Annotated in this window: 21 protein-coding genes; 10 read left to right on the top strand and 11 right to left on the bottom strand. The window is 66.3% G+C overall.

Going from position 1 to position 17,824, the window contains the following annotated elements; all coding sequences use genetic code 11:
- Positions 1 to 4 precede the first annotated feature (4 nt).
- Positions 5 to 736, bottom strand: coding sequence for a DNA repair protein RecO (gene recO, locus SB4_RS16560; RefSeq protein WP_058753456.1), 732 nt, complete (start codon positions 734 to 736; stop codon positions 5 to 7).
- A gap of 101 nt (positions 737 to 837) precedes the next feature.
- Here recO and SB4_RS16555 point away from each other — a divergent pair, with 101 nt between their 5' ends.
- Complete coding sequence (locus SB4_RS16555; RefSeq protein ID WP_153006296.1) at positions 838 to 1,569, top strand: hypothetical protein; 732 nt, start codon at positions 838 to 840, stop codon at positions 1,567 to 1,569.
- Positions 1,559 to 1,918 (top strand): hypothetical protein, encoded by a 360-nt coding sequence (locus SB4_RS19800; RefSeq protein ID WP_153006295.1) that lies wholly within the window; start codon positions 1,559 to 1,561, stop codon positions 1,916 to 1,918. The genes SB4_RS16555 and SB4_RS19800 overlap by 11 nt, the downstream gene beginning before the upstream one ends.
- Before the next feature lie 19 nt (positions 1,919 to 1,937).
- On the opposite strand, the gene uvrC is transcribed toward SB4_RS19800, so the two are convergent.
- The 10 genes from uvrC to SB4_RS16505 form a co-directional block, all read right to left on the bottom strand.
- A complete protein-coding gene (uvrC, locus tag SB4_RS16550; protein ID WP_058753454.1) occupies positions 1,938 to 3,857 on the bottom strand; it encodes an excinuclease ABC subunit UvrC in 1,920 nt (639 codons plus the stop codon).
- 232 nt (positions 3,858 to 4,089) lie between these two features.
- Entirely contained in the window at positions 4,090 to 4,410 is a 321-nt protein-coding gene (locus tag SB4_RS16545) for a DMT family transporter (protein WP_042484285.1), read from the bottom strand.
- Positions 4,411 to 4,648: 238 nt separating this feature from the next.
- Entirely contained in the window at positions 4,649 to 5,311 is a 663-nt protein-coding gene (locus SB4_RS16540) for a F0F1 ATP synthase subunit B family protein (protein ID WP_058753453.1), read from the bottom strand.
- Positions 5,304 to 5,798 (bottom strand): F0F1 ATP synthase subunit B family protein, encoded by a 495-nt coding sequence (locus tag SB4_RS16535; RefSeq protein ID WP_058753452.1) that lies wholly within the window; start codon positions 5,796 to 5,798, stop codon positions 5,304 to 5,306. The genes SB4_RS16540 and SB4_RS16535 overlap by 8 nt, the downstream gene beginning before the upstream one ends.
- Positions 5,799 to 5,861: 63 nt before the next feature.
- The gene (locus tag SB4_RS16530; RefSeq protein ID WP_007406947.1) at positions 5,862 to 6,089 is read right to left on the bottom strand and encodes a F0F1 ATP synthase subunit C; all 228 of its coding nucleotides are present in this window, start codon (positions 6,087 to 6,089) and stop codon (positions 5,862 to 5,864) included.
- Positions 6,090 to 6,170: 81 nt separating this feature from the next.
- A complete protein-coding gene (locus tag SB4_RS16525; protein ID WP_058753484.1) occupies positions 6,171 to 6,962 on the bottom strand; it encodes a F0F1 ATP synthase subunit A in 792 nt (263 codons plus the stop codon).
- A gap of 33 nt (positions 6,963 to 6,995) precedes the next feature.
- The gene (locus tag SB4_RS16520; protein ID WP_058716412.1) at positions 6,996 to 7,313 is read right to left on the bottom strand and encodes an AtpZ/AtpI family protein; all 318 of its coding nucleotides are present in this window, start codon (positions 7,311 to 7,313) and stop codon (positions 6,996 to 6,998) included.
- 353 nt (positions 7,314 to 7,666) lie between these two features.
- Positions 7,667 to 8,047, bottom strand: a complete 381-nt coding sequence (locus tag SB4_RS16515) for a YdbL family probable chaperone protein (RefSeq protein ID WP_058753451.1) — start codon at positions 8,045 to 8,047, stop codon at positions 7,667 to 7,669.
- Positions 8,047 to 8,226 (bottom strand): YnbE family lipoprotein, encoded by a 180-nt coding sequence (locus SB4_RS16510; protein ID WP_241488661.1) that lies wholly within the window; start codon positions 8,224 to 8,226, stop codon positions 8,047 to 8,049. Before SB4_RS16510 ends, SB4_RS16515 begins: the two co-directional genes overlap by 1 nt.
- 38 nt (positions 8,227 to 8,264) lie before the next feature.
- Positions 8,265 to 11,486 (bottom strand): intermembrane phospholipid transport YdbH family protein, encoded by a 3,222-nt coding sequence (locus SB4_RS16505; RefSeq protein WP_082670252.1) that lies wholly within the window; start codon positions 11,484 to 11,486, stop codon positions 8,265 to 8,267.
- 94 nt (positions 11,487 to 11,580) lie between these two features.
- Here SB4_RS16505 and radC point away from each other — a divergent pair, with 94 nt between their 5' ends.
- The 8 genes from radC to SB4_RS16465 all read left to right on the top strand — a co-directional run bounded on the left by radC (position 11,581) and on the right by SB4_RS16465 (position 17,411).
- Positions 11,581 to 12,267, top strand: coding sequence for a RadC family protein (radC, locus tag SB4_RS16500; protein WP_058753450.1), 687 nt, complete (start codon positions 11,581 to 11,583; stop codon positions 12,265 to 12,267).
- Positions 12,268 to 12,360: 93 nt separating this feature from the next.
- Complete coding sequence (gene pth, locus SB4_RS16495) at positions 12,361 to 12,936, top strand: aminoacyl-tRNA hydrolase (protein WP_058733782.1); 576 nt, start codon at positions 12,361 to 12,363, stop codon at positions 12,934 to 12,936.
- On the top strand, positions 12,933 to 13,535 hold the full coding sequence (locus SB4_RS16490) for a TIGR02466 family protein (RefSeq protein WP_058753449.1): 603 nt from the start codon (positions 12,933 to 12,935) through the stop codon (positions 13,533 to 13,535). The genes pth and SB4_RS16490 overlap by 4 nt, the downstream gene beginning before the upstream one ends.
- Positions 13,536 to 13,695: 160 nt before the next feature.
- Entirely contained in the window at positions 13,696 to 13,890 is a 195-nt protein-coding gene (locus SB4_RS16485) for a hypothetical protein (protein WP_058715837.1), read from the top strand.
- Between the two features lie 91 nt (positions 13,891 to 13,981).
- Positions 13,982 to 15,082, top strand: coding sequence for a redox-regulated ATPase YchF (ychF, locus tag SB4_RS16480; RefSeq protein WP_042484256.1), 1,101 nt, complete (start codon positions 13,982 to 13,984; stop codon positions 15,080 to 15,082).
- An 80-nt stretch (positions 15,083 to 15,162) separates the two neighbouring features.
- The gene (locus SB4_RS16475; protein WP_058753448.1) at positions 15,163 to 15,555 is read left to right on the top strand and encodes a BLUF domain-containing protein; all 393 of its coding nucleotides are present in this window, start codon (positions 15,163 to 15,165) and stop codon (positions 15,553 to 15,555) included.
- 91 nt (positions 15,556 to 15,646) lie between these two features.
- Positions 15,647 to 16,954 carry an alkaline phosphatase family protein gene (locus SB4_RS16470; protein WP_058753447.1) on the top strand — a complete coding sequence of 436 codons (1,308 nt, stop codon included), beginning with the start codon at positions 15,647 to 15,649 and terminating at the stop codon, positions 16,952 to 16,954.
- A gap of 10 nt (positions 16,955 to 16,964) precedes the next feature.
- Entirely contained in the window at positions 16,965 to 17,411 is a 447-nt protein-coding gene (locus tag SB4_RS16465; protein ID WP_058753446.1) for a MaoC family dehydratase, read from the top strand.
- The last annotated feature ends 413 nt before the right edge of the window (positions 17,412 to 17,824 follow it).

The following is a 17,824-nucleotide window of genomic DNA, read 5'->3' as shown; positions in this document are numbered from 1 at the left end:
CGTGTCACGCAACCGCCCTTTTGAACCGATCGAACAGCCGCGCACGGGCGGGCATCGGATCGTTGCGCAGACCGGCTAATATATCGCGCGCCAGGAAATGCGCGGTGATCCGCCCGGCGGCGAATATTTCGGGCCAGTCCCCCACCCCGCCCTCGCGCAGAAAATCGGGCAACGGAAACAACTTCGTCTCATAGCCGAACGCCGCCCCCACCGACACTGCCGCGCCGCTCTTCGGACTCACAAAGGCCAGATCGTCCGTCCCACCGGTGACCGTGCACCGCTCCAGATCGAGCCCGAAGCCCAACTGCCCCAGCAGCAGCAGTTCGTAGCGCACCAACGCCCCCGCCCAGCCGCGCGCCGAGGGCGCCGACTCGATCGCGGTCAGCACCGCGTCGAGCGCGTCGTACAGGACGGGATAAGGCTGCTCCTCGGGCAGTGCAGCGGCGGTCAGCGCGCACAACCACTCGATCCCCGCGGCGGCCAGCGGCTCGCCATGCAGCCCCGCGCGGCTATGCGCCGGCTCGATGGTCAGCGCGGCCAATTGCTCCACCGTCCGCGCCCGCCACTCGCCGACGATGCCGTTCCCGGGTTGCAGCACCGGCCTGAGCGCCCGCGATCGTCCGCCCCGGACATAGCCCGGCTGCACCCCGTCTTGCCGAGTCAAAGCCCGCACGATCGCCCCATGCTCGCCATGCGGCCGAACCGACAGGATGATGGCGGGGGCGACCCGGTGCATGGGAAGGGATGTAGGGGTGAATGGGGCGGGATGCTATGAGGGATGGCGATGGGAACTGCGATCGGGCTCGGCCCGTTTGTGCGTTGGAGGAGGGGCAGTTCATGTTCTCGCCAGATCGCCAACGCGCTATCCGTCGTCTGCTGAACGACCTGGAATGGCAATTGTTCGAGCGAGCGCTTACGGCGACATCACGGGCGCTGCGTCGGGTGGCCGACGATAAGATTGCAGCAACGTACCGAACCATCGATGCCTATATCGCTATGCTTGGCAAACTGCTTCATGAAGAGGCCAACGCGATCGCTGACAAGGACCGAGGACCTTACGCACGACCGCTAACAGCTTCAGAACAGCGCATCGTTGTTGAAGCCTATGGCCATGATCCCGATCCCCGGCGCATCCGTATCGTACGCGGTCCCGGCCTGTCGCTGGTCGCGGCGGGGGCTTTTTTAAACGGAAACCCGGCGATCACGGTTGGCAATACGATCTATGCCAAATCCAGTTTGAAATACCTTAACCATGCGGAATGGACAAAAAGCGAACTGGGCATCGAGCTGCTTGTGCATGAATATTCGCATGTCGTCCAATATCACCGATTGGGCTTCGCCAATTTCGGCAAGCGCTATGCCCGTGAGCTGAGGGCCGCGAATTATGACCCGGACAAGCTATACGACTATAATCATCGCAAGACGAATTTCGGTTCGGAAACCCTTGAGGGCCAAGCCGAGATGGCGGGTAACTTAGCTCGGGCGCGTCGGCATTCCGATCCCAAAAGCCTCGCCGAGCAGGCTATCCTGAAGCGACGCATGACCGGGAGCGGTGTATATGGGCTATAAAGTTGCCGGCTGCATCGCCTTGCTCATCATGGCGTCCGGCTGCAAAAGAGAAATGGACATCGCTATATCGGAATCGCCAACCTCGCTGACATTCAAGGCAAGCAGGGGTAACAAGTCTAGTTGCATTGACGACGTCGCAATCTACAAATCGGATGACCAGTTAAACCCGTTATGGTCGATCGGCGCGCCCGCCGGAGCGAAATGCCGCTCCGAATTTCGATATGGTGAGGTTCCGGTAGGTTTCGTCGCAAGCGGACAGCCTGCCAAGCTTATCGCCGGTCATGCCTATATCGTCACCATGCGTGGCGCTGGTATCGTTGGACAAAGCCAGTTCACGAAGCGGTTTTAATTCAGTAGCAGGCGCGCCCTCACCGGCTATGATAAAAGTCGTACACCTGTTGCGCGACCGCCTGGCTGACCCCAGGCGCCTTCTGCAAATCCTCCAGGCTGGCATTGCGCACCGCCCGCCCCGTGCCGAAGTGCATCAACAGCGCCTTCTTCCGCGCCGGGCCGATGCCGGGCACTTCGTCGAGCGGGCTCGCGCCCATGGCCTTGGCGCGCTTGTCGCGGTGGGCGCCGATCACAAAGCGGTGGACCTCGTCGCGTAGCCGCTGGAGGTAGAAGAGCAGCGGCGCGTTGACCGGGAGCATCCGTTCGCTGCCGTCCATCATGTGAAAGACTTCGCGCCCTTCGCGGCCGTGATGCGGGCCCTTGGCGACGCCGACCAGGCAGACATCCTCGATGCCCAGATCCTCCAGCACCGCCTTGGCCGCATTGAGCTGGCCGCGCCCGCCGTCGATGAGCACCAGGTCGGGCCAGGTCGCGTCGTCGCGATCCGGATTCTCCTCCAACTGGCGGGCGAAGCGGCGGCGGAAGACTTCGCGCATCATGCCGAAATCGTCGTTGGTCGCCGCCTCGTTCCCCTTGATGTTGAACTTGCGATACTGGCCCTTCTGGAAACCCTCGGGCCCCGCCACGACCATCGCGCCGAGCGCGTTGGTGCCCTGGATATGGCTGTTGTCGTACACCTCGATCCGCTGCGGCGGTTCGGACAGGTCGAAGAAATCGGCGACCTCGCGCAGCAGCTTGGCCTGGGTGGTCGACTCGGCCAGCCGCCGGTCGAGCGCCTCGACCGCGTTGCGCTTGGCCTGGTCGAGCAGGCGGCGGCGGTCGCCGCGCTGCGGCACGGTGAGCTGTACCTTATACCCGGCCCGCTCGCCCAGCGCCTCGGTCAGAAGCTCGCCTTCGGGTAGGTCGCGGTCGAGCAGGATGGTCTTGGCGGGCGGCACTTCCTCGTAGAATTGGGTGAGGAAGCTGGTCAGCACCTCCTCCTCGGGCACGTCGTTGGTGTGCGCGGGGAAAAAGCTGCGATGCCCCCAATTCTGGCCGCCGCGAATGAAAAAGGCCTGGATGCCCATCACCCCCTCGCGATTGGCCAGCGCGAAGATGTCGGCGTCACCCACCCCTTCCGCATTGATCGCCTGCGTCCCCTGGATGAAGGTCAGCGCCTTCAACCGATCGCGCAGGATCGCGGCCAGTTCGAAGTCCATCGCTTCGGCGGCGGCCTGCATCTGCGCGCCGAGCTTGGCCTGGACCTGGGTCGACTTGCCGCCGAGGAAGTTCTTCGCATCGGCGACCAGCTCGGCATAGGCGGCCTCGTCGATTCGGCCGACGCAGGGCGCCGAGCAGCGCTTGATCTGATAGAGCAGGCACGGCCGGTCGCGCCCCTTGAAGAAGCTGTCGGTGCAGGAGCGGAGCAGGAACAGCTTTTGCAGCGCGTTCAGCGTGTTGTTGACGCTGCCCGCGCTGGCGAAGGGGCCGTAATAATTGCCGACCGCGCGCCTGGCGCCGCGATGCTTCTGGATGCGCGGAAAGTCATGGTCGTTGCGCAGCAGAATGAAGGGAAAACTCTTGTCGTCGCGCAGCAGGACGTTGAACGCCGGGCGGTAGCGCTTGATGAGCTGCGCTTCGAGCAGCAGCGCCTCGGCCTCGTTGTTGGTCGTGACGATGGTCATCGACCGGGTCTGCGACACCATCCGCTGGAGCCGCTTGGGCAGGCGATCGACCTGGGTGTAGTTGGCGACGCGGTTCTTCAGCGCGCGCGCCTTGCCGATATAGAGGACGTCGCCGCGCGCATCCTGCATCCGGTAGACGCCGGGCCGCAGCGGCAGCGTCGCCAGCACGTTGCGGATCGCCGCCACCCCCGCCTTCAGATCGGGCGCATCGGCCCCGCGCAGGGTGAAGGTGGATTTCTCTTCGTTGAAGCGGTCGACGGGAGGCTCGGACATTGGGTGCGATTTAGGGTCGCGGGGGGCGGATCGCTACCCTGCGCGACGGCTTTGGTTCACGCGAAGTCGCGAGGACGCGAAGGTTTTTCGCGCGCAGAGGACGCAGGGATAATTCCTCCCCTGCAAGGGGAGGGGGACCAGCGAAGCTGGTGGAGGGGTGTAACCGCTGAAGGTGATACCCCTCCGTCAGCCCTTCGGGCTGCCACCTCCCCTTGCAGGGGAGGAATTGAGCTTAGCCCTGCGCAAACAGCTTCGTGCCCATCACGCCGATCACGGTCAGGACCATGAAGCCCGCCTGGATCGGCGCGATCTTGTCACCGAAGACGATGGCCCCGCCGATCACCACGCCGACCGCGCCGAGCCCGGTCCACACCGCATAGGCCGTGCCCGCCGGAAGCCCGCGCATGGCGAGCGCGAGCAGGCCCATATTCACGAAGCTGAGGATGATCGGCACGCTCGATGCCTGCCAGGTGGCGACGGTCGCCGCCCATTTCAGGCTGAGCGCCCAGCAAATCTCGGTAATCACGGCAATGCCCAGAATGACCCATGCCATCGGAGCGTCTCCTTTGTCACGGGCTCGGCGATATGGGCATCGTCGCCGGAAACCCGAAAGAGACGGCGATGCGGCCCCGCTCGTGACGGGGATATTTGTTGTGGGGTTCGCCCCCTCCACCGCCGAGCTTTGCCCGGAAGTCCCCCTCCCCAAGTCAAGCTCGGGGAGAACCCAGAAACGACCGAACCGCGCCTCGGGCCAACCCGAAGCGCGGTCCTGTCTCCGCCCCTAAGGCCGATCAGTTCGGGCGACCGAGCCCCGAAATGGTGCGGTCGATCATCGCGCGGTCCGCATCGGCCGAATGATGCTCGGCGATCAGCAGACCGGCGGCCTTGGCGGCAGCCTCGGCGGCACGGGCACGAACCTCGGCCAGCGCAGCACGCTCGGCGGCAGCGATCTTGTCCTCGGCCATCTTGGCGCGACGCTCCATCAGCGCCTCGGCATCGGCCTTGGCCTTGCTGAGCAGCTGACCCGCTTCATGCTGGGCCTGGGCGCGCATCGCCTCGGCATCGGCATGGGCGGCCTTCGCCTTGGCCTCATATTCGGCCTTCAGCGCTTCGGCTTCTTGACGCAGCTTGTTGGCTTCGTCGAGCTGGGCGCGGATACCGGCAATCTTCTGGTCGAGTGAACGACCGATCATCGACGGAACCTTCTTCACCAGCATGCCGATCAGCACGACCAGAGCGGCGAGCGCCACCCAGCCGGTCGAATCGAAACCCAGTGCGGTCGGGCTGGCGGCGTGATGCTCGGCTTCGGCGGCGGCGACCGTGTTACCGGTCAGGCCATCACCTTCGCGAATCGGCTTCTGCGTCATGCCCTCGGCCGACGCGGCGTCGGCCAGGTTCTGCGCGACCAGCGCATCGGCACTGGCCGCAGCGCCGTTTGCGGAATGATTAGCCATGCGCGCTCACCTTTCGCACCGCATCCGCCGCAGCATCCTCGCCCACCTGGACGCCGGACAGCTTGGCGACGAGATCGCGTGCGGCCTCGGCCGCCACGGTCTGAAGATTGGCCATGGCCTCGACCTTGGCATTGGCGATCGCCAGGTCATGATGACCCAGGCGTTCGGCCAGGTCGGCATCCGCCGCCTTGACCTGCGCCTCGAAGGCGTGGGTGGCCCGCGCCTTGGCAGCGTTGGTTTCGGCCATCGCGGCGACACGGGCGGCGTCCATTTCGGAGCGCCATGCCGCCTCGACCCGATCGGCCTCGGCACGTGCGGCCTCCGCCGCCGCCAGATCGCCGGCGATACGGCCTTCGCGAGCGTCGACGGTCGCCTGAATCTTGGGCACCATCCCACGACCGACCACAAAATACAGCAGGCCGAACGTGATCAGGAGCCAGAAGATCTGCGACGCATAGGTCGCACTGATCTGTGCTATCTGGGGCATGGAGTCCTCGTTGCCATATCAACCGGGCGCATCGTCAGCGACACGCCCGGCCGATCCGAATGATTAGGCGACGAACACCAGGATGATCATCGTCACGAAGGCGAGCAGGCCCAGAAGCTCGGCACCGGCGAAACCGATGAAGAGGCGGCCCTGCTGGCTGTCCGCCGCGCCCGGATTGCGCAGCGCGCCTTCGAGGAACTTGGCGAACACGTTGCCCACGCCGAGCGAGGCGATGCCCATGCCGATAGCGGCCAGACCGGCACCGATCAGCTTCGCGGCTTCTGCGTCCATTTCAATCACTCCAGTTCAAAAAGGGTCGTTTGGGTATTCAAGTCGGCGGCGCGCCCGCCTGCCCGATCTGGCCGTACCGGATCAGTGCAGGTTGACGGCGTCGTTCAGATAGACCGAGGTCAGCAGCGCGAAGACATAGGCCTGGATCGCGGCGACCAGCAGTTCGAGAAGCGTGATGCCGATCATCAGCAGGAAGCTCGGCAGGGTGATGAGCGCGGCATAGCCGGGGCCCATGTTGATGCCGTTGATGACGAAGGCGGCGAGCACCTTCAGCAGGATGTGCCCCGCGGTCATCGCGACGAACAGTCGCAGACCCAGCGAGAAGGGGCGCACCAGGAAGCTCATCAGCTCGACGACGAAGATCAGCGGAATCATCAGCTTGGGCGTGCCGTGCGGCACGAACAGCGCGAAGAAGTGGAAGCCGTGGCGGCCGAAGCCGACGATCAGCACGATCGCGAACGAGATCAGCGCGAGCACGCCGGTCACGGTCACATGGCTGGTCACGGTGAAGGGGTGGACACCCTTGATCACGCCGAAGGGCAGCAGGCCCAGCACGTTGGCGAACAGGATGAACATGAACAGCGAGAAGACGTAGGGCAGGAAGCGCTTGCCTTCCGGCCCGATATTCGAGGTCAGCATCGAATTCACGAAACCGGTAAAGCCCTCGACCGCCGCCTGCCAGCGCCCGGGGACCAGATCGCGCTTCATGCCGCCGATCATGAACACCCACAGCGCGACCAGCGTCGCCACCATCCACAGAGCGGAATTGGTGAAGGAAAGGTCGTAGCCGCCGACCACCCAGTGCTGACCGAGCACCGGCTCGATCAGGAACTGGTGCATCGGATCAATCTTGCCGCCCGATTCTGCCGCCACGCTGCTTCGTTCCCACATATGACGAACGCCCGGTTACTCCGGGCGCTCACCAGAAATCCGAATGATCTGCCTGAACGCCACACCGATCCCCAGGAACAGCATCACGATCAGGGCCCAGGGTGCGGTGCCGAACCAGCGGTCGAAGAGCCAGCCGATCAACGCACTGCCGACAAGACTTCCGATCAGCGCGGAGATCACGCGGCTGCCCTGGGAATAACCCCTGTCGGCGTCCACCTTCACCCCCTGCCGCGCTGCGCCTTCCGCTTTCGCCTGAGCCAATCGCTGATCCAGCGCGGCCAGACGCGGATCGTCCGCATCGCCAAAGTCCTGTCCGGGTTCCTTCTCCGCCACGCAGCCACCCTCACCTGATTTCGTCACCGAAGGGGAGAATGCGCGCGAACGGCGAGCGACCCCGCCAAGGCGAGGCCCGTTTAGAAAGCGTGTCTTCCCAAGTCAACCGCTTGGGGGTCAGGTTGTGACAGATGTGTTAAGGGTTGTGTCCGGGGAGTGACAGGATGGCGTCCCTATCTCCTATTCTTCTCCCCTCCCGCAGGCGGGAGGGGTCGGGGGAGGGCTGGCGCTTTCCGCGAGTGATACTGCCTGTTGGTCGCCGGAGCTTAGCCCACTCCTCACACCGCGCATTCGATCGCGACCGGACTCCCCTCCCCCAGCCCCTCCCGCCTGCGGGAGGGGAGGAAGAGGGATTACACGCAGGCCGAGGCACGCTCCGGTGCGGCGCCGGTGCGGGTCTTCCATACGCCTTCGGGCGTCTTGTACTTCTCGCCGCTCGCGGTCTGCGCGATCAGGTTGCAGCCGCTGGTAAAGGCCATCTGCTCCACCGTTGCACCACTCGCCTGCGCCTTCTGCGTATAGGCGGCCTTGCGCTGGATGTTGATGCTGTTGACCAGCGTGCGCAGCGCAGGGGTCGCGGCACCGACAATGCCCAGATAGCCGTCGGGCTGCTCACCCACCAGACCCTCGGCGCGCGCCGCCGCATAGGCCGGATCGCGCTGCGCCATCGCCATGCCCGACACGCCCAGCAGCGCCACCGCCCCCAGCGTCAGGATGATCGTCTTCGTCTTCATCAGAATATCCCCGGATTCTGCTGGATCAGCGATTTGGCCTCGCCATCCAGGCGATATACCACTTCCTGCGTCACATTGATGTTCAGATTGATCTCGATCGGCTTTTCCGGCGCGGAGATGTTGACGCATCCTCCGCTCATCAGGGTCAGCGCGACCGGCATCCATCGTGTCGCATCCAAGATCGGCATCCTTACCAGCATTTTCAATCCTGTTACGGTCATGGCACGGTCTCGCTTGCGGCAGGCTGAATAGGAGTGGTGGCGGGTTTGACGGGCGTGTTGGCGGGCGGGGCGGCGCGCTTGTTCTGCTCCTCGAGCAACGCGGGCAGGTTACGCTGGATCAGGCGGCGCGGGTCGTAGAAGGACTGCGCCGAGTCGAGCAGGCCGCGGAAGGGCGCCTTGATCCGCACATTGAAGATGAAGTGCAGCTTCTGCAGCCGCCGGATCAGGAAGTTCGACTTGGCGCCCTTGCCCTGACTGATCCCGGCAAAGCGGACATCGGTGACCATCTCGCCCGCCAGCGGTCCGTTCATGTCGATGCGCAAGCTGCGATAATTGAGCGAACGCAGCGCCCCGAACGCCAGATTGCCCCAGATACCGAGATCCTTCTGACTCAGTTCCCCCAGATAGGCGATGCTGCCACCGCCCTGCCGCACGACCAGCCGCCCGCCCTCGATCCGCCCGCCGCGTTCGTCGAAGATCATCGGCAGGGTTCCGTCGAAGACACCGGTGGCGTTCAGATTCTGGAAGTCGAACTGGAGCAGGAACTGGTCGGCGGCGGCCCCCTCGACATGGAAGGTCATGCGCCGCTCGACCGGCTGCGAAAAGTCTAGGAGCGTGGGGTCGAGCGTCAGCTGGCCGCCCGCGAACGGCCAGCGTCCGCTTTCCACCTTCACCCGCGCGCCGGACAAGGTCTGGTAGCGGATGACGCCGTTCGTCACCTGGATGCCCGGATTGATCGTCTTGACGGTCGCCACCTGTCCGGGCGCGCTTTCCAGCGCCAGCAGGTCGGTGAAATGAATCGTCCCGGCAATGCCGCTGACCGGACCGAGCGCGGCGGCAAGATCGATCCCCTCGGTGCCGAATTGCCCGGTCGAGCGCACGCCGCTGGCATCCCAGACGATCCGCCCCGTGCCCGAAATCGGCCCGCGCACATCCTCGATCACGCCCTTGGTCACCGGGGTGAGCAGTTCGGGCTGGAACTCCTTGGTGAAGGTGATGCCCGGCACGCTCAGATCGGCATCGCCCGCGCCCTTGTCGAGCGCATGGGTGATGGTGACATCCGCCACCTTCACATTCTTTGTCGGCTCGAACAGGGTGCCCTTGGCATCGATCCGGCTGCCCGCCAGCGTCAGCGTGACGTCGCGCGCCGCCATCGGCAGGAACCGTGGCGAATCGGCGCGGGCGTCGCGCACCTGAAGCGCGCCGGTCAGGTTCAACACGCCCCCGGCGAGCCGCCAGTCCCCCGCCGCTTCGCCCAGCAACAGGGGCACCTGCCCCACCTGCCCTGCGCCGCCGGTGAACTGCCCCGCGATCCCTTGCGAGGTGACTCGGCCGGTCAGCGTGGCCGCGTCGATCCGGGTCGGCGACTCGGGGCGGCCGATCAGGCTCTTCACCTCGGTCAGGGCAAAGCTGCGATCGGCCAGCGCGAAGCGGGTCGTCCCCGCCGACAGCCGCAACGGGCTGCTGCCGATCATGCCCGTCAAGCTCGTCGCGCCCAGCTGCACGCCGCCGCCGATCCGCATACCGTCGAGCCGGACCAGCGCGCCGTCCAGCGGACAGGCCCGCACCGCCACCCGCGCCAGCCGAAGTCCCGACAGCGCCAGCCGGTCGATCGCCAGCGGCTGGCAGGTGGGATTGATCGCCAGCCGCCGACCGCCGTCCCAGCGTGCGGCGATGGGCAGGACCAGCCCGTCGATTCGCCCGCCGCTGATCGGCCCGGACAGCGACAGCCGGGTGGTCACCTCGGTCGTGCCATTGCCCGCCGCTGAAAAGACGACGCGATCCAGCGCCAGCGCCGCGCCACCGGCGGCATAGCGCGCCATCGTCGCCGTGCCGCGCATCGGTTCGCGCGGGCCCGCCTGTTTCAGGGTGGCGCGAATCGCGGGCAGGCCACCGCCGCCCATCGCCAGCGCGGTATCGACCCTGATCCCGCGCGAATCGTAGATCAGGCCATCGCCGCCGCCGAGCGCGACCCGGCCGCCGCTGTTCGACGCCAGCGTCAGGCTGGGCACACGGATGGAGAGCCCCTGACCGCGCGCGCCGGTTTCCCGGTCGAGCGCCAGCTTCAGGTCGGCGGCAAAACCGCGCCCGCTCCGCTCCACCGCCCGCAGCACGGCGTCCGCCACGGGCCCCACCGGCGTACCCGCGGTTGCCCGGCTCCAACCGTTCACCTGGGCGAGTATCGCGGGCGCGACCTGCGCGCCGCCCATGCGGACATGCCCGTCGAAGCGCATCGCCTGCCCGACCAGATAGCGCCCCGCGATCCCGACGCGATCGGCGCGCCACTGCCGGGTCGTCACACCCCGCGCGGTCAGGTCAAGCCGTCCGCTGGTCGCCGCCGCATTGCCGGTAAAATCGAGTCGCCCGCTCAGCGCCGCCGTCGCCGCAACCGGATGACGCAGCGCGCCGCCCTCCAGCACGGCCTGTCCGCGCCACTGGTCGAGCGCGGGCTGCAGGGTGACGTCGACCCGCGCCGCCAGGTCGCGGGCGGTCACCGCGCCGCAACGCAGACCCGCGAGCCGCACCGGCCCGCTCAGACTCGGCCGCTCGCGCACCACACGCACCCGGAGCGGCGCGGCGAGCCCGGTCATGACGCAATTCCCGATGGCGAGCCGCGGCGCCACTACCCCGAGCCGCCCGCTGAACCCGTCGCTCAGCACGCCCCGCCCGGTCAGGCTCAGCCCGACCACGCCATGCGGCGTCTCCAGCCGGATGCCGCCATCGCGAACATCCACGTCGAGCGCGGGCAGCGCAAAGGGCTTGCCCGAGGATGGGCCCATCAGTTTGTCGAGGGCGCCCAGGCTGATCTGTCCTTCGATCAGCCGCCCATGCAGGCGAACCTTGCCCGCGCGCACGCCGGTCACCATCGGGCCCGACAGGCCGATGCGCGTGCGCGTCTCCAGCCAGTCGGCGACCAGATCGGGCTGGCGTGGATCGCCGATCACGACGTTGGTCAGCCGCTGTCGACCGAACCCCAGATCGCTGATCGTATAGCGGGCGGGCACGCCGCGCCGCGCCAGTTCGCGGTCGATCGCCCCGCCGGCCAGCGACTTGCGATCGATCCACAGCGCGACAAGGGCGACCAGCAGGATCAGCGCGACCGCGATCAGGATTCGCTGAAGCCGCCGGAACCGCCTGACGGGGCTCTTGCGCGTTTCGGCTTCCTCGTTCGCGCCTTCGACCCCGATCGTTCTTCTCCCGTCCTTCCCCAGCGTCATAGCCTTGGGCCGACGCGCCACGCAATCGCACGAGCCCCGGCGACAGTTCCCGCCGCCTGCCCTATGCTGCCCTCGCAAGGGGGAAAGGGGCACGATGCGCGACATCAGCGACCAGCAGGCCGATCATAGCGGGCATCGCGGGCGCCTGCGGGAGCGATTACTGGCGGGCGGCGGATTGCTCGACCATGAACTGCTCGAATATTTGCTGACCACCGCCATTCCCCGGCGCGATACCAAACCGATCGCCAAGGCCTTGCTGCGCGAATTCCACGATATCGGCGGGGTGCTGACCGCCGATCCCGTCGCGCTGCAGCGTGTCGACGGGGTGGGTGAGACGGCGGCGGCGACGCTGAAGATCGCGCACGCCTGCGCGCTCCGGCTGGTCCAGGCGGAGGCGGCGAAGCGCCCGGTCCTGTCCAACTGGCAGGCGCTGCTCGACTATCTCCATGCCGACATGGCGCATCACGGGGTGGAGCGGTTCCGGGTGCTGCACCTCAACACACGCAACATGCTGATCCAGGACGAGCTGATGGGTCAGGGCTCGATCGACCAGGCCCCGGTCTATGTCCGCGAAGTGATCCGCCGCGCGCTGGAGTTCGGATCGGCGGCGGTCATCCTGGTCCACAACCATCCCAGCGGCGACCCCTCGCCCAGCCGCGCCGATATCGACGTGACCCGCGCCATCGCAGAGGCGGGCAAGCGGCTGGGCATCACGGTGCACGACCACCTGATCATCGGGACATCGGGGCATGTGAGCCTGCGGGCGCAAGGGCTGATTTGAGGGCGGATTTGCCGGGCTGCGGCTCGCCGACATTGGAATGCCGCGCGCCGGGGTGCTAGGGCCCTGCCCCATCACGCGAACGAGGAATACCACATGCAGGTCTGGACCGGGCTGGGCAATCCGGGGCCGCAATATGCGATGCACCGCCACAATGTCGGCTTCATGGCGATGGACGCCATCGCCGAGGTGCACGATTTCGGCCCCGTCAAGAAGCAGTTCCAGGGCTGGACCCAGGAAGGGCGGATCGGCGGGCAGAAGATTCTGCTGCTCAAACCCGCGACCTTCATGAACGAGAGCGGCCGGAGCGTCGGCGATGCGCTGCGCTTCTACAAGCTGGGGGTCGAGGCGCTGACCGTCTTCCACGACGAACTCGACATCGCGCCGTTCCGGGTCAAGGTGAAGACCGGCGGCGGCACCGCCGGGCATAACGGCCTGCGTTCGATCGACCAGCATCTGGGCCCCGATTTCCGCCGCATCCGGTTGGGCATTGGCCATCCGGGGCATAAGGACCGGGTGACCGGCTATGTTCTGGGCAATTACGCCAAGGCGGAGATCGATCCGCTGTCCGACCTGCTCGGCGCGGTGGCGGCGGAGGCGCATTGGCTGGCGGAAGGCGATGACGTGCGCTTCGTCAACGATGTCGCGCTACGGCTGGGAGAGGCGGCATGAGCGTCCGCCGTCTCTTCGCCTCGCTCCTCTACGAAGGCCGGCTCGACGATGCCGACCTGCTCGAGGAGATCGAACAGAGCTGCCGGGCGCTGGCCGAGGACGATCGCGCCGGGCGGCGCTGGAGTAAGGAGCATGGCTATCGCGGCTATACCAGCTACGCCTCGCTCAACGACCTGCCGATCCGCGATCCGGTCTTTGCCGACCTGCGCAAGAAGCTCGACCGCCATGTCGCGCGCTTCGCCGAGGAATGCGCCTTCGATCTGGGCGGGCGCAAGCTGAAGCTCGACAGCCTGTGGGTCAATGTCCTGAAGCCGGGCGGGCATCATTCGGCGCATATCCACCCGCATTCGGTCGTATCCGGCACGCTCTATGTCGCGATGCCCGAGGGGTCGGGCGCATTGAAGCTGGAGGACCCGCGCCTGCCGATGCTGATGGCCGCGCCGCCGCGCCGCCCCGATGCACCCGACGATCTGGCGACCTTCGCCACCGCCACGCCCGGGCCGGGCACCGTGCTGCTCTGGGAGAGCTGGTTGCGGCACGAGGTCGTGCCCAATGGCGCCAAGGGCGAGCGGATCAGCGTCAGCTTCAACTATCGATAGAAACGGTCACGACGACGCGCCGCATACCCGCGACGAGCCGAAAAGTTCCAACGCTCCGTCGATGATTAGGGGCGCTTCGTCGCGCCGATATCGAGTGATTAACCTGTTTAGGCTAGGGAGACAGGGATCGCAGCCCATCCAGGATCGGACGTTACACCCCATGGTCGAATTTTGTGTCTTCACCTTTGGCATGTTGGCGAGCTTCGTCCTGTCGGGTCTTGGCCGGAACAAGAAGGCGCAGCGGGCCAATCCGCCGATGCTCCATTATATGGGCCTGGTCCTGATGGGCTTTTCCAGCGCGCTCGGCCTGCTGTTGCTCGGCTGGGCCGCCGCGATGATGGTCGGGGTCGCCTGACGCCATAGGCCGACGCGCCGCCATCGGTTGAGAAATATCGTCATCGCCGCTAGAGGGGCGCTTTCCCCTTGATCCACAGGATAAGCGACGCATGGGTTTCCGCTGCGGCATCGTCGGCCTGCCGAATGTCGGCAAGTCCACCCTCTTCAACGCGCTGACCGAAACGGCGGCGGCGCAGGCCGCCAATTATCCGTTCTGCACGATCGAGCCCAATGTCGGCAACGTCGCGGTCCCCGATCCGCGCCTGTACCAGCTGGCCGAAGTGGCGGGCTCGGCCAAGATCATCGAGACGCAGCTGGCCTTTGTCGACATCGCCGGGCTGGTGCGCGGCGCGTCCAAGGGCGAAGGGCTGGGCAATCAGTTCCTGGGCAATATCCGTGAGGTGGACGCGATCGTCCACGTCCTGCGCTGCTTCGAGGACGGCGACGTGACTCACGTCGAGGGCAAGGTCGATCCGATCGCCGATGCCGAGACGGTCGAGACCGAGCTGATGCTGTCCGACCTGGAAAGCCTGGAAAAGCGCGTCCCCGCCTTCATCAAGAAGGGCCAGCAGGGCGACAAGGAGGCCAAGATCGCTGCCTCGGTGCTGGGCCAGACGCTGGAGTTGCTGCGCGACGGCAAGCCCGCACGGCTTACCGTGCCCAAGGACGAGGAGGAAGCCCGCGTCTTTTCCCAGGCACAGCTGCTGACCGCCAAGCCCGTCCTCTATGTCTGCAATGTCGAGGAATCGAACGCGGCGAACGGCAACGCCCATTCGGCACGCGTGTTCGAGAAGGCCGCCGCCGAGGGTGCACAGGCCGTCGTCGTATCAGCGGCGATCGAGGCCGAGATCGCGACCATGCCCGCCGAGGATCGCGGCGAGTTCCTGTCCGAGCTGGGCCTGTCGGAAACCGGCCTCGCCCGCGTGATCCGCGCCGGTTATGCGCTGCTCGACCTGCTCACCTTCTTCACCGTCGGACCGAAGGAAGCGCGCGCCTGGACCGTCCATCGCGGCGCGAAAGCACCCAACGCCGCAGGCGAGATCCATAGCGATTTCGAGCGCGGCTTCATCCGTGCCGAAACCATCGCCTACCCCGATTATATCGCCTTCAAGGGCGAAGCCGGTGCCCGCGATGCGGGCAAGCTGCGCGCGGAGGGCAAGGAGTATGTCGTGCAGGACGGCGACGTGATGCTATTCCGCTTCAACGTCTGACCCGATTTGTGCCGGTTCGGTCCTACCGACCGGCACATTCCCTCTTTGCACGGCGAAAGCGGATCGATACGCCTGGCGCCATGATCCATGTTAGCTCTTATCGTCGCATCATCTATAGCAGCCGCTCGGTCGGCGCGGATGGGCGCGCCGATCATCAGGCGATCCTGGCAACCTCGCGCCGGAACAACGGCATGGACGGGATTTCGGGCATCTTGTGGATCGGCGACGGCCAGTATCGCCAACTGCTCGAAGGTCCTGCGGACAGCGTCGGCGAGGTGTATGAGCGGATTGCGAAGGACCCGCGTCACACCGACATCGTCGTCCTGGACGACCGCATGATCGATTCGCCCGAATTCGGCGAATGGGCGATGGCAGGCCTGCCGGGCGATCATCCCCGGGACGCCGCCGAGCGCCTGCGCCTGCTGCTGCGCAACGCCGCCCCTGAAATCCGGCGCTTTTTTCCGGTCGACTGACCCGCATCACGCGGACGACGGACTCTCATCGGCGCTCTCGCCACTGTCATGAGTCGGCGCTATCGGGCGGTTTCGAAAGGAACCGCTGCCCGTGATCCGACTCCCCCTAACGGCTCTTGCGCTCGCCCTGCTGGCGGGTTGCGCCTATCCTCACACGCCCCCCGCCCTCTCGCCGGTCACCGCGCCCGCTCCCGCCCAGGCGGCGGCGACGGTCGCGCCGCTGGAAGAGCGGGCACCGGTCACCATCCTGGTGTCGATCGATGGCTTCTGGGCCCCGTATCTCAAGCGCGGGCTGACACCGAACCTGTCGCGGCTGGCCGCCGGGGGCGTCAGCGCATCGATGCGCCCGTCCTTCCCGTCCAAGACCTTTCCCAATCACTGGACCCTGGTGACCGGCGTCGTGCCGGACCGGCATGGCATCGTCGCCAACAGCTTCACCGACCCCGCGCATCCGGGGGAGAAGTTCACCATGTCTTCCGATCAGCCCTATTGGTGGGACGAGGCCGAGCCGGTCTGGGTCACCGCCGAGCGGGCGGGCATCCCGACCGCCACCATGTTCTGGCCCGGCTCCAACATCGCCTGGGGCGCAACCGCGCAGGACGAAGAGGAGCATGGCGCGTCCACTGGCGGTACACGTCCGCATGACTGGCAGCAGTTCAACGCGAATGTAAACGATCGCCAGCGCGTCGATACGATCATCGATTGGCTGCGCCGTCCGGCCGCGACCCGGCCGCGCTTCCTGACCCTCTATTTCGACGAGGTCGACGGGGCCGGCCATAAGGGCGGACCGGACTCGGTGGAGGTGAACAACGCGCTCAAGGCGGTCGACCAGGCGATCGGGCGACTGGTCGCAGGGCTGGACTCGCTGCACCAGCCCGCCAATCTGATCATCGTCGCCGACCATGGCATGGCCGCCACGTCGAGCGACCGGATGATCGTGCTCGACCAGTTCCTGGACCCAGCCGATTACGAGCTGTCTGAGGACGGCCCCTTCGCGATGATCCGCGCCAAGCCGGGGCATGAGGCCGCGCTGGAGGCGCGCCTGCTCGGCCACCGCGACCATCTCGACTGCTGGCGCCGGCAGGATATCCCGGCGCGCTTCCATTATGGGCGCAATCCCCGCATCGCTCCCTATTTCTGCCTAGCCCAGGCGGGGTGGACGATCAGCGCCGAGCCGCCCAAGAAGCCGTTCCGAGGCGGCACCCACGGCTATGACAATCAGGACCCGAGCATGGCGGCGCTGTTCATCGCCAATGGCCCGGCTTTCCGATCGGGTGTGACGCTGACGCCGTTCGACAATGTCGATATCGCCCCGCTGATCCGCGACCTGATCGGCCTGCCGCCGGGACAGGGACTGGACGGCAATGATGCGCCGTTCCGCCGCACCTTCAAACGATAAGGATGAGAGGATGACCTGTCTGGAAGATATCGCGGTCGGCGACGTGGCGCGTTTCGGATCGTACCGGGTCGAGCGGGAGGAGGTGCTGGCCTTCGCCAAGGCCTATGATCCGCAACCGTTCCACCTGTCCGAAGAAGCGGCGGCGGCAACCCATTTCGGGCGGCTGTCGGCCAGCGGATGGCATACCGCGTCGATGGCGATGGCGATGATCGTCGCGCATTTCCGCGAGACCGGCTTCCAGAGCCTCGGCTCGCCCGGCGTGGACGAACTTCGCTGGCTGAAGCCCGTCTATCCGGGCGATACGCTGCATTGCGAGACCGAGGTGCTGGAAACGCGGCAGTCGGCCAGCCGCCCGGAGATGGGTTTCGTGACCAGTCGCTGGACGGTCCTCAATCAGGACGATGTGGCGGTCATGACCATGCGTCCCACGGTCATGATCCGCACCCGCGGCGCCTGATCAGCGCCGTCCGCGTCCGCCCGGTCGGCCGCCACGCCAGCCGCCGGGCGTCCCGCGATTGCCGCCGCGCCAGCCCTCGGCCCGTGGCGGAGGTGGTGGGGCTGGCCTGACCGCCCCATTGCCTCGCCAGCCGCCGGGCACCTCGCCCCGCCAGCCGCCCCGGCCCCATCCGCGCCACTGGTCGCGAATCGGCCCGCCGCTCCACGCCCCGCGCCGCCCTTCCCAATAGGCGCGCTGACCGTCGTTCCAGCGATAAGGCCGACGATACCGGTCGTAGACATAGACGCCGGTGCCCGGATAATAGAAATTGTCGTACCATCCAAACTAGGACGGCGCGTAACCATAGCCCCCGCCATAATAGCCGGGCGCATAGCCGCCGCCATATCCCGCCGCGACCGACCCAACGCTATAGC

The sequence above is a fragment of the Sphingomonas sanguinis genome, from assembly GCF_001476905.1.
Lineage (GTDB): Bacteria > Pseudomonadota > Alphaproteobacteria > Sphingomonadales > Sphingomonadaceae > Sphingomonas > Sphingomonas sanguinis_B.
Note: the sequence above shows the minus strand (reverse complement) of the source record. Positions and strands in the feature narration are given on the sequence as shown.